The organism is Streptomyces plumbidurans (genome assembly GCF_019857225.1).
In the GTDB taxonomy this organism is placed as follows: domain Bacteria; phylum Actinomycetota; class Actinomycetes; order Streptomycetales; family Streptomycetaceae; genus Streptomyces; species Streptomyces plumbidurans.
Genome location: NZ_JAFJSY010000013.1, coordinates 169490 through 184012, shown reverse-complemented (window position 1 = coordinate 184012; position 14523 = coordinate 169490). Strand labels below are relative to the sequence as shown.

At 71.1% G+C, this 14523-nt stretch carries 12 protein-coding genes; 3 read left to right on the top strand and 9 right to left on the bottom strand.

Annotated elements, in window-relative coordinates:
* A partial coding sequence (locus JYK17_RS12005) for an ATP-binding protein (RefSeq protein WP_308011684.1) occupies window positions 1-2626 on the bottom strand: 2626 nt, incomplete at its 3' end.
* Window positions 2627-2983: 357 nt separating this feature from the next.
* Here JYK17_RS12005 and JYK17_RS12000 point away from each other — a divergent pair.
* Complete coding sequence (locus tag JYK17_RS12000; protein ID WP_108006886.1) at window positions 2984-3940, top strand: ABC transporter substrate-binding protein; 957 nt, start codon at window positions 2984-2986, stop codon at window positions 3938-3940.
* A 36-nt stretch (window positions 3941-3976) separates the two neighbouring features.
* Here the strand turns inward: JYK17_RS12000 and JYK17_RS11995 are convergent, their stop codons facing one another.
* The 5 genes from JYK17_RS11995 to JYK17_RS11975 are packed head-to-tail and all read right to left on the bottom strand — an operon-like array spanning window position 3977 to window position 10237.
* Window positions 3977-4966 (bottom strand): ROK family protein, encoded by a 990-nt coding sequence (locus JYK17_RS11995; protein WP_234548208.1) that lies wholly within the window; start codon window positions 4964-4966, stop codon window positions 3977-3979.
* Window positions 4963-6642, bottom strand: coding sequence for a dipeptide ABC transporter ATP-binding protein (locus tag JYK17_RS11990; RefSeq protein ID WP_222810334.1), 1680 nt, complete (start codon window positions 6640-6642; stop codon window positions 4963-4965). The genes JYK17_RS11995 and JYK17_RS11990 overlap by 4 nt, the downstream gene beginning before the upstream one ends.
* Window positions 6639-7523 (bottom strand): ABC transporter permease, encoded by an 885-nt coding sequence (locus JYK17_RS11985; protein ID WP_222810333.1) that lies wholly within the window; start codon window positions 7521-7523, stop codon window positions 6639-6641. The genes JYK17_RS11990 and JYK17_RS11985 overlap by 4 nt, the downstream gene beginning before the upstream one ends.
* On the bottom strand, window positions 7520-8479 hold the full coding sequence (locus JYK17_RS11980) for an ABC transporter permease (RefSeq protein WP_222810332.1): 960 nt from the start codon (window positions 8477-8479) through the stop codon (window positions 7520-7522). Before JYK17_RS11980 ends, JYK17_RS11985 begins: the two co-directional genes overlap by 4 nt.
* A 3-nt stretch (window positions 8480-8482) precedes the next feature.
* Complete coding sequence (locus tag JYK17_RS11975; RefSeq protein WP_222810331.1) at window positions 8483-10237, bottom strand: peptide ABC transporter substrate-binding protein; 1755 nt, start codon at window positions 10235-10237, stop codon at window positions 8483-8485.
* Window positions 10238-10413: 176 nt separating this feature from the next.
* Here JYK17_RS11975 and JYK17_RS11970 point away from each other — a divergent pair, with 176 nt between their 5' ends.
* Complete coding sequence (locus JYK17_RS11970; RefSeq protein WP_108006876.1) at window positions 10414-11610, top strand: ROK family transcriptional regulator; 1197 nt, start codon at window positions 10414-10416, stop codon at window positions 11608-11610.
* Window positions 11611-11626: 16 nt separating this feature from the next.
* Window positions 11627-13153 (top strand): M81 family metallopeptidase, encoded by a 1527-nt coding sequence (locus tag JYK17_RS11965; protein ID WP_222810330.1) that lies wholly within the window; start codon window positions 11627-11629, stop codon window positions 13151-13153.
* Between the two features lie 15 nt (window positions 13154-13168).
* Here the strand turns inward: JYK17_RS11965 and JYK17_RS11960 are convergent, their stop codons facing one another.
* Genes JYK17_RS11960 through JYK17_RS11950 form a run of 3 tightly spaced genes read right to left on the bottom strand, consistent with a single transcriptional unit; the run spans window position 13169 to window position 14520 of the window.
* Window positions 13169-13744, bottom strand: coding sequence for a GTP-binding protein (locus tag JYK17_RS11960; RefSeq protein WP_108006872.1), 576 nt, complete (start codon window positions 13742-13744; stop codon window positions 13169-13171).
* On the bottom strand, window positions 13731-14087 hold the full coding sequence (locus tag JYK17_RS11955; RefSeq protein WP_108006870.1) for a DUF742 domain-containing protein: 357 nt from the start codon (window positions 14085-14087) through the stop codon (window positions 13731-13733). The genes JYK17_RS11960 and JYK17_RS11955 overlap by 14 nt, the downstream gene beginning before the upstream one ends.
* 1 nt (window position 14088) lies before the next feature.
* The gene (locus tag JYK17_RS11950) at window positions 14089-14520 is read right to left on the bottom strand and encodes a roadblock/LC7 domain-containing protein (protein WP_108006868.1); all 432 of its coding nucleotides are present in this window, start codon (window positions 14518-14520) and stop codon (window positions 14089-14091) included.
* Between the last annotated feature and the right edge of the window lie 3 nt (window positions 14521-14523).

Here is a 14523-nt window from a genome sequence, read left to right as displayed (position 1 = left end):
CGGGGCGGGCGCCGTGGGCCGGGTCACCGGCACCCGACGGGGCGCCTGCGGCGGCTTGCGCCTGCGCGCCGGTGGCCGGCGGGAGGCCGACGGCACCTGGGGTGCCCTGGGCGGGTGCGCTGCTCGCGGCAGGTCGTGTGCCGGTGCCGGTGATCGGCGGCAGGCTTGCGGCAGCTTGCGTGTCGGGGGCCTGCGTGGAGTCTGCGGCGGCTCCTGGGCGGGGGGCCTGTGCGGAGGCTGCGGTGACCCCTGGGCGGGGGGCCTGCGTGGAGTCTGCGGCGGCCCCTGGGCGGGGGGCCTGTGCGGCGGCTGCGGTGGCCCCCGTGCCGGGGGGCTGTGAGTTGGCTGCGGCAGCCCGTGCGCCCGAGGACGACGGCAGGCCGCTTGCACCCAGTGTGCCGAAGGCCGGTGCGGCGCTCGCGGCAGGTTGCGTACCCGAGGCTGGTGTGATGCCGGCGGCGGCCCCCGTGCCGGGGACCGGTGTGGTGCCTGCGGTGGCCCCCGTGCCGGGTGGCTGTGCGGTGGTCGCGGCAGCGTACGCGCCGGGCGTCTGTGTGGTGGCCGCGGCAGCGTGCGTGCCGGTGGTCGGGGGCAGGCTTGCGGCGGGTGCCGGAGTGCTGGGGGTGCTTGTGAGCGGGCTCATCGCGAGCAGGAGGGAGGACGGTACCGTCACCTCGGCCGTGAGGCCGCCCCCCGGGGTGCGGGAGAGGGCGACCGCGACGTCCCAGCGGCGGGCCAGGGTGCCGACCACGAACAGGCCGAGCACCTTGGTGGGCACCAGGTCAAGGCGTTCGCGGCGGATCAGGCGGGCGTTCTCCTCGGCGAGTCGCTCGGCGCTCATGCCGAGGCCGTGGTCGGAGACGACGATGGTGGCGCCGCCCGAGGGCGCGGCGTCCAGGCCCGAGGCGTCGCGGACGTACACCTCGACCGGGCTGCCCGCGGGCGAGAACGACACCGCGTTCTCCAGCAGTTCGGCGATCATCAGGGTCAGGTCGCCGATGATGTCCGGCTCCACCATGACCTCGGTGCGCGCGTGCAGCTGCACCCGCTGGAACCCCTCGATCTGACCGAGCGCGGCGCGTACGACGTTGGTGAGCGTGGTGGGCCCGGAGTCGAGGACCGTCTCGCGGATGCCGGCGAGCAGCATCAGGCTGTCCGCGTTGCGGCGCAGACGCACCGCGATGTGGTCGATGGAGTAGAGCCGTTCGAGCAGCGCCGGGTCCGTCTCCCCGCGCTCCACCGCGTCGATCAGCGCGAGCTGGCGGGTCGTGAGGTTGCTGACGCGCCGGCCGACGTTGCCGAACATCTCGGCGACGTTGCGCCGGCTGAGCACCTGCCGTTCCAACAGCGCGATCGAGGTGGTCTGCACGCGGTTGAACACCTCGGCCAGCTCACCGATCTCGTCGCGCGCGGTGACCGGCATCTCGCGCAGTTTGGGCGGCCCCGCGTCCTCGGCGTCGTCGTCGGCCACGCGGGCGAGCTCGCGGCCCGCCACCTCGGCGACCTCCTGCGCGGCATCGGTCAGGGCCTGCACCGGCCGGACCACCGAGCGGCGCACCAGCACCGAGAAGGCGAGCCACAGTACGAAGCCGAGCAGCGCCGCGGCCAGCAGCCCACCCGCGCGCCACCACGCGTCGGTGGACGAGCGGTCGGCGGTGTCGGCGATCTGGTCGATCAGCGAGGAGGTGATCCTCAGCCGGCCGGCCGCCTGCTGCGGATAGGCCGGGTAGTCGGCCAGCGCGTCCTGGAACGCCGCCTTGATCCGGGCCGGTGTGGTCGCCTGCAGGGTGCTGGGCGCGACCTGGAGTTCGGCGTAGGCCTCGGCGATCTTCTGCTGGGCGGCGCTGTGCTCGATGCCGGACAGCTCGTCGGCCTGCCGGTCGGTGGCGAACCGTGCGAAGCGCTCCGCCTGGGTGGTGTAGAGCTGGTACGCGCCCACGGCGGTCGTGAACTCGATCTGGGCGTTGGTGTCACCGGTCGTCGCGGAGAACACCCCGGTCTCGAAGGAACCGTGCGCGGCGTCGGCACGCAGCAGCGAGTCCAGCAGGTTGCCGGTGAAGGTGGCCGCGAGCCCCGCGTTGCGGTCCAGGCCGAGGCCGGCGATCACGGTCCTGGCGGCGTTGTCGTAGGCCGGGTCGATATTGCTCGCGGGCAGATAGCTCTGCTCGACGGTGCCGCGCAGGCTGGTCAGGCCCTCGACCTCCTTGAGCGCCTGCACCTCGCCGTCCGGCAGTGTGCCGCCGAAGCTGTCTCGCACCTTCGCGACCTGGGTGTCGACCGCCTTCTGCGCCCTGCGGTAGTCCGAGAGTGTGGACTTCGTGCCGCCGCCGGCCTCGTAGCGCACGGCGAGCAGGATGGCGAGCTGATGCTCGGCCTCGATCTTGTTGACCAGCGAGGCGACCTGCTCGCTGTTGCGTACGAGGTCCGCCGCCGAGGCCGCGTCCCGGGCCTGCCCCACCTGGTCGGTGATCAGATAGGAGAGCAGGACGGCCACGACGGCGAGGGGGACGCCGACCAGGAGATTGAGCTTGCGACGGAAGGGCCACCGGTCGGCGAAGCCTCGTATGCCGCCCCTGTGTGGCGACGGGGCCGGCCGGACCGGCGCGTCCACCTCGGTCGTGGACACCGGACCTCCTTCATGGGGGTCTCATCCCGCGCGACCCCGCGGATGCGGATGATGACTGATTCTGATCGTTGGGAGTGGTGCAGGACGGCACCGGAGTGACCGCCGTTGCCGCTGTGACCGACGCCAACTGCCGTGAGACTACCGCCTCATTGAACGATCAAGACCGTCGCCCTAAGTCAAGAATCCATTACAAAGAGCCTCCGCTTCCCTGCCGATCCGTTCACACTGCATTTACAACTGATCACGCATTGAGGCCAATCGGTAACCCGGTTGGGTCTTGACTGAGTAAGAACGGGCTGGATTGGATCAGTTCCAGAGTTTGCCTTTCATCAATCCCCCGAGTCCGGAACGGGAATCGTGACTTCCAACGCCCCACGCAGCAGGTCCATCAAGAGCTACTCCGCGGCGGCCGTCGCGCTTGCCGCGACCACGGCCCTGCTGGCGGGATGTGGCTCCTCCGACAACGACAAGTCCTCCGACCCGCTCCAGGCGGGCAAGTCCGACGGCAAGACGGTGGTCGTCGGATCGAACAACTTCGCCGAGAGCATCCTGCTCGCCGACATCTACGGCGAGGCCCTGAAGGCCAAGGGCGTCAAGGTCACCTACAAGCCGAACATCGGCAGCCGGGAGACCACGTACGGGCTGCTGAAGAACGGCTCCATCACCGTGCTGCCGGAGTACAACGGCGCGCTGCTGGCCTACCTCGACCCGAAGGCGGCGCCCAAGACGGTCGAGGCCACCACGGCCGCGATCGAGGCCAAGCTGGACTCCAAGCTCACCCTGCTGGACCCGGCCTCGGCGCAGAACAAGGACTCCGTCACGCTGAACAAGGCCACGGCCGACAAGTACAAGCTGACGGACAAGTCCAGCATCGCCGACCTCAAGGACGTGGCGAAGGACCTGACCATCGGTGCCTCGCCGGAGTTCCAGACCCGGCAGCAGGGCCTGGTGGGCCTGAAGTCGGTCTACGGCCTGGAGTTCAAGGGCTTCAAGGCGCTGGACGCGGGCGGCCCGCTGACCCAGGCGGCGCTGAAGAAGAACACCGTGCAGGCCGCGGACATCTTCACCACGGACCCGACGATCTCCAAGGAGAACTTCGTGGTCCTGCAGGACCCGAAGCTCCTCTTCGGCTTCGAGAACGTGCAGCCGCTGGTCTACAAGAGCGGTCTGCCCTCGAAGGGCGTCTCCGCCCTCAACGCGGTCTCGGCCAAGCTGGACACCGCGGCCCTGTTGAAGCTGGACACCCAGCTGCAGGACAACAAGGACCCGCTGGACGTCGCCAAGGCCTGGCTGAAGTCGGCCGGCCTCGCCTGACCGGCCTCGCCCGATCCGCGTCCTTGGACGAAACCATCAGGGTGCCCCCTCACCGAGGGGGCACCCTTCGTCCGTGGACGGCCAGGCGTCCCCCGCAAAGGCCCGGTGCGGATCGAGCTCCGCGCGCGCCCGCGCCGCCGCCCCGACCGCGACCGCGTCGCCGCCGAGGCCCGCGGGCAGGACCGTCAGCGGGCGCCCGCTGACCGGGGGTTCGGCGGCCAGGGCGCGCCGGATCGACGGCTCCACCAGCGACCAGGAACGGCTGACGCCCCCGCCGATCACGAACGTGGTGACATCCAGCAGGCCCGCCGTGATCAGCAGCGCACGGGCCACACCGGCGCCCGCCGCCTCGTACACGGCGAGCGCGTCCGCATCCCCCAGTGAGGCCGACTCGGCCACCCCGCGGGCGCTGACCGACCGGCCGGTGCGCTCGCCGTAGCGGGCGGAGATGGAGCGGCCCGAGGCCAGGGTCTCCAGATGGCCGCGACCGCCGCAGGTGCACGGCAGATCACCGAAGCCCGGCACATGCCCGATCTCGCCGGCCGCGCCGTGCGGGCCGTCGTACAGGCCGCCGTTCAGCCACAGCGCCCCGCCGACCCCGGTGCCCAGCGTCATGCCGAGCACATGCGGTACGCCCGCGACGGCACCGGCCGTCGCCTCGCCGCGCAGGAACGCGTTGACGTCGTTGTCGAGGAACGCCGGCACGCCCAGGGCCCGTTCGACCTCCGAGGTCACCTCGAACCCGGCCCAGTCGCGGAACGAGTCGCTCGCCACCAGGATCCGCCCGGCCCGCGCGTCCACCACCCCGGCCGCCCCGACCCCCACGGCCAGCAGCCGCGCGGGCGTACGGCCCAGGAGGCGCCGTACGCACTCCAGGGCGGCGCCCACCATCGCCGCCCCGCCGTCCGCCGCCGGGGTCGCCACCTCCAGCCGGTCGACGATGCCGAAGTCCTCCGCGCACAGGACCACTTGGGTGGTCGTGCCGCCGATGTCGACGCCCGCGATCACCTCGGGACCTCGTGTCACGCAGTGGCCTCCGTTCGTTCCTGCGCCCGGCGGCGCCGCTGCACCACCGGATCCGGCACGGGCACGGCCGCGATGAGCCGTCGCGTGTAGTCGCTGCGGGGCCGCAGCAGGGTGGACATGGTGGGCCCCTGCTCCTCGACCCGGCCGGCCCGCATGACGACGACCCGCTGGGCGAACTCCTGCACCACCGCGAGATCGTGGGAGACGAAGAGACAGGCGAAGCCCAGTTCGCGCTGCAGCTCGGCGATCACCTCGAGCACCGTGCGCTGCACGCTGACGTCCAGCGCGCTGGTCGGCTCGTCCGCGACCAGCAGCCGGGGTTCGAGGACGAGGGAGCGGGCCAGGCTGACGCGCTGGCGCTGCCCCCCGGACAGCTCGCGCGGTCCTCTGGCCGCCAACTCCTTGGGCAGCCGCACCAGTTCGAGCACCTCCGCGACCCGGGCCCGCCGGTCGGCCGACGACATGCCCCGGCGGTGCATCCGCAGCGGTTCGGCGACGCACTCGGCCACGCTCATCCGCGCGTCCAGCGAGGCCACCGGGTCCTGGAACACCACGCCCACCCCGGACAGCAGGGCCCGACGCTTCCGGCCCCGGGTGCGCTTCAGGTCCGTACCGAACAGCGACACCGACCCGGCGTCCGGCGGGATCAGGCCGAGGGCGACCCGGGCCGCCGTCGACTTGCCGGAACCGGACTCGCCCACGAGGCCCACGGTCTCGCCGGGGCGGACGTCGAGCGTCACCCCGTCCAGGGCCCGCACCGCCGACGGCCCGCGCCCGAACCGCACGGAGACGTCCCGCAGTTCCACCACGGCCGCACCCTCCCGCGCCGGGGCGTCCTCGCCGCTGAGGGCCAGCCGCGGGACCACCGCGAGCAGCCGTTGCGTGTACTCGTGCGAGGGGCGCAGCAACACCTGCTCCACCGGCCCCGTCTCCACGATCTCGCCGCGCAGCATCACCGCGACCCGGTCGGCGAAGTCGGCGACCACGCCCATGTTGTGGGTGACGAGGAGGACGCCGGTGCCGGAGTCGGCCGCCAACTGCCGCAGCAGATCGAGGATTTCGGCCTGCACCGTCACGTCCAGGGCCGTCGTGGGCTCGTCCGCGATCAGCAGGCTCGGCGAGTTGGCGATCGCCATCGCGATGACGACCCGCTGCCGCTGGCCGCCGGACAGCTGGAACGGGAACGCCGACGCCCGTCGCTCCGGCTCGGGAATGCCGACCCTGCGCAGAAGTTCGACCGCCTCACGGGCGGCCTCGGCGCGCGAGAGGGGCCGGTGGTTGCGGATGACCTCGGCGATCTGCGCCCCGATGCGGGTGAGCGGGTCCAGCGCGGTGGCCGGCTCCTGGAAGACCATCGAGGCGGTACGGCCGCGCAGCCGGGCGAGTTCGGCCTCGCCGGAACCCACGATCTGCGTGCCGCCGACCGTGACCCGGCCCGAGACGCGCGCGTTGCCGGGCAGCAGGCCGAGCGCGGCCAGGGCGACCGTGGACTTGCCGGAGCCGGACTCGCCGACGAGGGCGAGGGTCTCGCCGGGCCGCACGTGCAGTGCAATGTCACATACCGCGGGTACGTCGCCGGTGTCCGTGCCGAACGTCACCCCGAGCCCCTCGACCTCCAGCACCCTCTCCGGCTCCACCTCCGCCGCAGCCTCCGTCCTCGATTGAGTGCCGCTCATCCCCGCCCCCTCACGTCGAACGCGTCCCGCAGCCCGTCGCCGATCGCGTTGAACGCGCACACGACGAGGATGATCGCCAGGCCCGGTGGGACGATCAGCCACCAGCGTCCCGAGTACGCCGCCGTCAGACCGGCCGACAGCATCCCGCCCCAGTCCGTCTTCGGCGGCTGCACGCCGAGGCCCAGATACGACACGTACGCGACGAGCAGGATCGCGTCGGCGACCTGGAAGGTGGCCGCGACCACGATCGTCGACACCGAGTTGGGCAGGATGTGCCGGGCGATCGCCCGGCCGTGCGTGCCGCCGGTCGCGCGCAGGGTCAGCACGTAGTCACGGCTCTTGAGGGTGAGCGTCTCCGCCCGCACCAGCCGGGACGGGACCAGCCACGACACCAGCCCGAGGACGAGGATGAGCCCGAGGGTGTCCGGGGTCGTGATCGCGGAGACGACCAGCAGGATGAACAGCGCGGGGATGGCGATGCCGGCGTCGACGACCCGCATCATCACCGCGTCGGCCCAGCCGCCCGCGTAGCCCGCCGTGGCACCCCACAGCGTGCCGATGACGGTCGCGAGAACGCCGGCCGCGAGTCCCACGAGCAGCGAGACCTGCCCGCCGAACATGAGCCGCCCCACCTCGTCGTGCCCCACCGCGTCCGTCCCCAGCCAGTGGGCCCCGCCCGGCCCGAGGTTGACCTGGTGGAGGTCGGTGTGGGTCTGGTCGGTGGAGTACAGCAGCGGCCCGACGAAGCAGAACAGCAGGAAGAGCACGACCACCACGAGCCCGGCGACCGCCAGCCGGTTGCGGGTGAACCGCCGCAGGGACAACCGGTAGTTGGCGACCGGCTCGGCGGTCGGCGTGGTGGACTGCAGTACGGCACTCATGCGCGGCCCGCCTTCACTCGAGGATCGACCACCCGTTGGACCACGTCGGCGAGCAAAGTGCCGACGACCGTCGCGACGGAGATGACGAGGACGCAGCCGAGCAGCACCGGATAGTCGGAGGACTGCGCGGCGCTCCAGAACAGCAGCCCCATGCCCGGGTAGTTGAAGAGCTGCTCGACGACGAGCGCACCGCCGAACAGGACGGGCACGTAGTAGCCGAGCATCGCGATCACCGGGGTCAGCGAGTTGCGGAACACGTGCCGGAACAGGATCGCCCCCTGCCGCGAGCCGCCCGCCCGCGCGGTGCGGACGTAGTCCTCGGAGAGGTTCTCCAGGGTCGCGGCGCGCATGTAGCGGCTGAAGACGGCCACCATGGAGGCCGCGCCCGTGACGACCGGCAGCACGAGGGCCATCGGGTCTGCGAACACCTGGGCCAGCGTGTCCCCTTGGGGTGCCTGAGAGGGGAACCAGTGCAGGGTCTGGGTGAAGACAAGCACCAGGATCAGGCCCAGGAAGTACACCGGCGTCGAGTACGCGACGAAGCTCAGCGTGGTGATCACGTAGTCGGCGGGCTTGTTGCGCCGCACCGCCTGCCACATGCCGAGCGGGATCGCCAGCAGCAGCCCGACCAGGGCCGACAGCACCGTCAGCACCAGCGTCCTCGGCAGGCGCTGCCCGATGAGCTGGGAGACGCCCTCGTTGAGGGTGTACGACGTGCCCAGGTCGCCGTGCAGCAGCGTGCGCAGGTAGTAGAGGTACTGGACCGGCAGCGAACGGTCCAGGCCCTGCTCGTGGTTGAACGCCGCGATCTGCTGTGCCGTCGCCTGCGGTCCGAGGATCCCGCGTGCGGGACCCCCGGGCAGCGCGTGCAGCAGGCAGAAGACCACGATCGTGACGATGAGGATCACCACGAGGGCCTGGAGCGCCCGCCGGACCAGATAGAGAAGAGTTTCCATGCCTCAGCTGGTCCACTTCCACTGCGCCGGGTGGAAGTTGGCGAGCGAGTCCTGGGCGAAGCCGCCGAGCCCCTTCTTCATCACCGAGATCTGGTAGTCGGGCTCCGGCAGCCAGATCACCGGCAGGTCCTTGGCGAGGGAGGTGCTGTAGTCCTGGATCGCCTGGTTCGAACTCGACGTCGTGGACGTGCTGACGAGCCGGTCGACCTTGGCGTCGGAGTAGTTGCCGAAGTTCGAGCCGCCCTTGGACTGGAAGAGGGAGTCACCGGTCGGGAAGGCCGGGAAGTACCAGCTGCCCGCCGTGCCGAAGAAGGACAGCTGCCACTTGCAGATCGACTGGCTCGCCGTGCACTGCGGGGTCTGCGAGAGCACGGAGTTGACCGGCGCGGTCTTGATGGAGAACTTGATGCCGGTCTTCGCGAGCGAGGACTGGATCGCGCTCATCATGTTGTCCGTGACGGCCGAGCCGGACTGCGAGAGCACCTGCATCTGGAACTTCGTCCCCTTGGCGACCCCGGCACCGCACTGGCTCGCCCCGCTGCCCGGGCTCGTGCAGGTCATCACCCCGCCCCGCTCGCTCCAGCCGTGCGAGGTGAGCAGCGCCCTGGCCGCGCTCGTGGAGAACGGGTACGGGTTGTTCTTCTGCGTCTGCGAGACGAAGGCGGAGGCCTGCGCGGTGGGGATGGGGCCGTAGCCGGGGACGGCGGTGCCGCTGAAGACGACCTTCGCGATGGTCGTCTGGTCGATCGAGCGCTGGATCGCCTGGCGGGCGTAGAGCTGCTTGAACACCGGCCCCATCGACGGGTTGTTGAAGTTGTACGGCATATAGGTGATCGCCCAGCCCGACCACGGCTTCACCTCGTAGCCCCGCGCGGTGAAGCTCTCCTTCTGGTCGAGGTCGGTCGCCTCGATGTAGCCGTAGTCGACGCTCCCGGAGCGCAGGGCGTTCTTCTCGGCGTCCGCCGTGGTGAACGGCAGCAGGTTCACCGTGGGGATGCCCGGCTTCTCGCCGCCGTCGTACTTCTTGTTGGCGGCGAGGACGACCTTGCCGGCGGTGGAGAAGGACTTCACGGCGTAGGGGCCGCTGATCGTCTTCCACAGCGGGTTGGAGGCGTAACTCCCGATGTTCTTGGCCGCGTTGTTGAGGTACATCCACGTCTTGACCGGATCGCCGCCCTGGTCCCAGGTGTGCTGCGGGAGCGGGATGATCTCCGACAGCTCGTTCGCCAGCATCCACTGCGGGTTGTAGGCCTTGTCGAAGGTCAGCGTGAAGTGGCGGTCGTCGTCGGCCTTCAGGGACGTCCAGTTGTCGGGCGCCTGGCCGGGCGAATAGCCCGCCCACTCCTTCTTGTTCGCCTTGATCAGGTCGAACCAGAACTTCACGTCCCGTGAGGTGACCGGTTTTCCGTCGCTCCAGTGACGGTCGCCCAGCGTGATCTTCACGCTCTTGTTGTCGGCGGCGAAGTCGGCGGCCGTGGCAATCGAACCGGCCTTGTTCCAGCCGATCTTGCCGGTCGAGCCGTCGTACGCGATCAGCGGCTCCCACAGGGTGTGCGAGATGGAGCTGTTGTTGGTGTTCAAGTGCGCCGCCGTGCCGATCGGCAGGATCCAGTTCGGCGTGAAGTTCGCGGGCAGCGCGTAGTTGATGGAGTCCTTCGACGCGGACGACGAACCGGTCGACCCGGAGCAGCCCGCGAGCAGCAGCGCGCACGCGGAGAGGGTGACACCGGCCAGGAGTCTCGTGCGGGCAGGGGACATGACTCTCCTCGTTGATGGGCTCGAGCGGGGTGAGGACAGTCAACGACCCGCCTGTCCGAAGAAACAGACGCGTCGCTGTAAAAAGTCTGTTTCTGCTGTTCTGGAAAAAGCCTGGAGGGGTCTGGATTGGCCTACGCTCGTCGCTCCGAGAGCCGAAGACGGAAGTTGTTTCGTCCATGACTGAAAAAAGTCCGCCGAGGCGTAAGCACAGCGCGGGCGTCTCCTCGCTGGCCGAGCGCGTCCTCGAACTGCTCGCCTCCGGGCAGGCCACCACCCGTACGGAGATCGGCGCCCTGCTCGGCGCCGCACCCTCGACGGTCTCCTTCACGGTGAGCCAGCTGCTGGACCTCGGCCTGGTCGCCGAGGAGGGCACGGTCTCCTCCGCCGGCGGACGGCCGCGGAAGGTGCTGCGCCTCGGCGGCAGCGACGGGTTCGCGGTGGCGGCGGAACTCGGCGGCCGGCACGCCCATGTGGGCGTGGTGCTGCCGGGCGGCGGCCTCACCGAGGTGTCGACCGTGCCGTTCCCGACCGCCGACGGACCCGACGGGGCGCTGCCGGGACTCGCCGAGACCCTGGCGGACCTGGCCGACCGGCACGGCCGCAGCCTGCTGCGCGGCGTGGGCCTGTCCCTGCCCGGACCGGTCGACGTCGCCTCCGGCATGGTCACGCTGCCGTCCCGGATGCCCGGCTGGAACCGCTTCCCCGTCCGCGCCTGGTTGGAGGACCGCTTCGGCGTCCCGGCGGCCATCGAGAACGACGCCAACTGCATGGCCGTCGGCGAGCACACCGTGCAGCCCGCGGGCCGCCGCCAGTCGATCATGGTGAAGACCGGTACGGCGATCGGCGCGGGCGTCATCGCCGACGGCCGCCTCTACCGCGGCGGCACCGGCGCGGCCGGCGAGATCACCCATGTCCGGGTCGAGGCCGGGCACGACATCCCCTGCTCCTGCGGCAACACCGGATGCCTGGAGACGGTCGCCTCCGGCGCGGCCCTGGTCCGCATCCTGCGCGAGCGCGGACTCACCGTGACCAGCACCGAGGACGTCGTACGCCTCGCCTCCGACTCCGACCCCGAGGCGACCCGCGCCGTGCGGCAGGCCGGTCGCTACCTCGGCCAGGTGCTGGCCGCCAACGTCAACTTCTTCAACCCCGACGCCGTGTACCTCGGCGGCATCCTCTCCACCCTGGAGCCGTTCGTCGCAGCCGTCCGCAGCCAGCTCTACGAGGGCTGCCATCCGCTGGTCACCCAGCACCTGGTGATCGAGCGGGCCAGCCTCGGCGCGGACGCGGGACTGGTCGGCGCGGGCCAGTTCGCGCTCCAGCGCGCGCTGGCACACGCGCTGCACTCCCTGACCGGCAACCACCACGACTGACTTCTCCGGAGGAGCCATGCCGCAAGCGCGTCCCGTGATCGCCGTCGCCGGGCTCGGCATCGAGTCGTCGACGTTCTCCCCGGCCCGCACCGAAGCGTCCGCCTTCCACCCGCAGCGCGGCGACGAGGTCTTCGCGCGCTACCCCTTCCTGGCCGCCGGCACCGAGCTGCGCGCCGCCGCCGACTGGCGCGGCGCCCTGGTCGGCAAGGCGCTGCCCGGCGGCACGGTGACGGCGGCGGCGTACGCCGAACTCTCCGCCGAACTCATCGAGCGGCTCAGTGAGTTGGGCCCTCTCGACGGCCTCTGGTTCGACATCCACGGCGCGATGACCGTCGAGGGCCTCGACGACGCCGAGGTGGACCTTCTGACCCGTATCCGCGCGGTGATCGGCCCGGACGTCCCCGTGTCGACCTCCATGGACCTGCACGGCAACGTCTCCCGCGAACTCGTCCACCTCAGCGACCTGATCACCTGCTACCGCATGGCCCCGCACGAGGACGCCATGGACACCAAGGAGCGCGCCGCCCGCAACCTCGTGGACCTGCTGGCCGGCGGCGGGCCCCGCCCGGTCAAGGCCTGGGTCCCGGTGCCGGTACTGCTGGCGGGTGAGCAGACCTCGACCCGGATCGAACCCGCGAAGAGCGTGTACGCCGCGGTCGCCGAGGTGGAGGCCGCCGAGGGCGTGACGGACGCGGCGATCTGGGTCGGCTACGCCTGGGCCGACGAACCGCGCAACCGGGCCGCCGTCGTGGTCACCGGCCCGGACCGCACCGCGGTCGCGAAGGGCGCCGAGCAACTGGCCCGCGGCTTCTGGCAGGCCCGCCGCGACTTCGCCTTCGTCGCCCCGACCGGCACCCTGGCGGACTGCCTCGACGAGGCGCTGGCCTCCTCCGCCCGCCCGTACTTCATCAGCGACACCGGCGACAACCCGACCGCCGGTGGCGCGGGCGACGTCACCTGGGGGCTGCAACAGGTGCTGTCCCGCCCGGAGTTCAAGGACCCCTCGGGCCCGGTGGTCATCTACGCGTCCGTGCCCGGACCGTCCGCGGTCGCCGAGGCCGAGAAGGCCGGCGTCGGCGCGACCGTCACCGTCACCGCGGGCGCCGAGGTCGACGACCGGCACGCCGGGCCGCTCACCCTGACCGGTGTCGTCCACGCAGTCCGGCACGGCGACCGGGATGCCGGGACCGAGGTCGTCCTGCGGGTCGGCAGCGTCCGGGTGATCCTGACCCGGCTGCGCAAGCCGTACCACCACGAGCACGACTTCACCGACTTGGACCTCGACCCGCGCGCGGCGGACGTCGTGATCGTCAAGATCGGCTATCTGGAGCCCGAACTCTTCGCCATGGCCGCGGACTGGAAGATGGCGCTGACCCCGGGCGGCGTCGACCAGGACCTGACCCGGCTGGGCCACCACCGCATCCGCCGCCCCGTGTTCCCCTTCGACCAGAACATGCCCGACCCGGACCTCACCGCCCGGATCGTCCCGCCACCGGCCGAACCGCTCACCGGCCCGGAGGAGGGAGTCGGCCCGGGGTGGTGAGCCGACCCGCCCCGTTCACCGCGTCGCCGACTCGATCAACTGGTCGATCAGAGCGATCAGTACGTCCCGCGACGACTCGCGCTCCCGCGCGTCGCACAGCAGCACCTGGACGTGCTCCGGCAGGGCGAGCGCGTCGCGGATCTCGTCGGGCGGATAGGGGTGGTCGCCGTAGAAGCCGTTGACGCCCACGACGAAGGGGATCTTGCGGCGTTCGAAGAAGTCGATCGCGGCGAAGCTGGTCTCCGGGCGGCGGACGTCGATCAGGACGACCGCGCCCAGCGCACCCAGCGCGAGGTCGTTCCACATGAACCAGAAGCGCTGCTGGCCCGGGGTGCCGAAGAGGTACAGCACGAGGTCCTGGCCGATGGTGATGCGGCCGAAGTCCAGGGCCACGGTGGTGGCGTGCTTCTCCTCGATGCCGGCGAGGTCGTCGACGTCCACGCTTGCCAGGGTCAGCCGCTCCTCCGTGCGCAGCGGGGCGATCTCGCTGACCGAGCCGACCATGGTGGTCTTGCCGACGCCGAATCCCCCGGCGATCAGGATCTTCACCGTGTCGGGCGCCGCCCGGGTGACGACATCAGAGCCGGCCAAGGCCGTCCCTCACTTTCTGCAGCAGGTCCAGGTCCGGATTGCAGGTGACGGGGTGCGGAGGACGGGCGGTGATCCGGCCGGCCTCCAGCAGATCGCAGAGCATGATCACCACTACGCTCACCGGCAGATCGAGCAGCGCGGCGAGTTCCGCGACGGCGAGCGGCTCGGCACAGTGGCGCAGGATGCGCTGGTGCTCGGGCTGCGGCCGGGTGGCCCAGGTCGGCGGCGGGTCCACCGCGGTCACCGTCGTGATGAGCGTGAAGTCGGCGCGGCTCGGCCTGGTCCGTCCGCCGGTCAGTGCGAACGGCCGGACCAGACGGCCCGCCGTGTCGCCACCGCCCATCTCACGCGCCGGATTCGGCGGTCGGGCCGAGGCCGGCCCGCGGCGCCGCGCTGAGGTGCTCGCCGATCTTCTTCACCAGCATGTTCATCTGGTACGCCACCACGCCGACGTCCGCGCCCTGGCTGGTGAGCACCACGAGGTGGGCGCCCGGACCGGCCGAGGTGAGTATCAGATAGCTGTGCGCCATCTCGATCAGCGCCTGGCGCACCGGGCCGCCGCGGAAGTCCATGCTGACGCCCTTGCTCAGGCTCATCAGACCGGACGCGGTGGCCGCCAGCCGTTCGGCGTCGTCGCGCAGGAACCCGGTGGACTTGCTGACGACCAGCCCGTCCTCGGAGAGCACGACGGCGTGGTTCACCTCGGCGACCCGCTCCACGAGGCCGGTCAGCAACTGGTCCAGTTGGGTATGGGTGGCTGGGACTGCGGGTGTCATGGC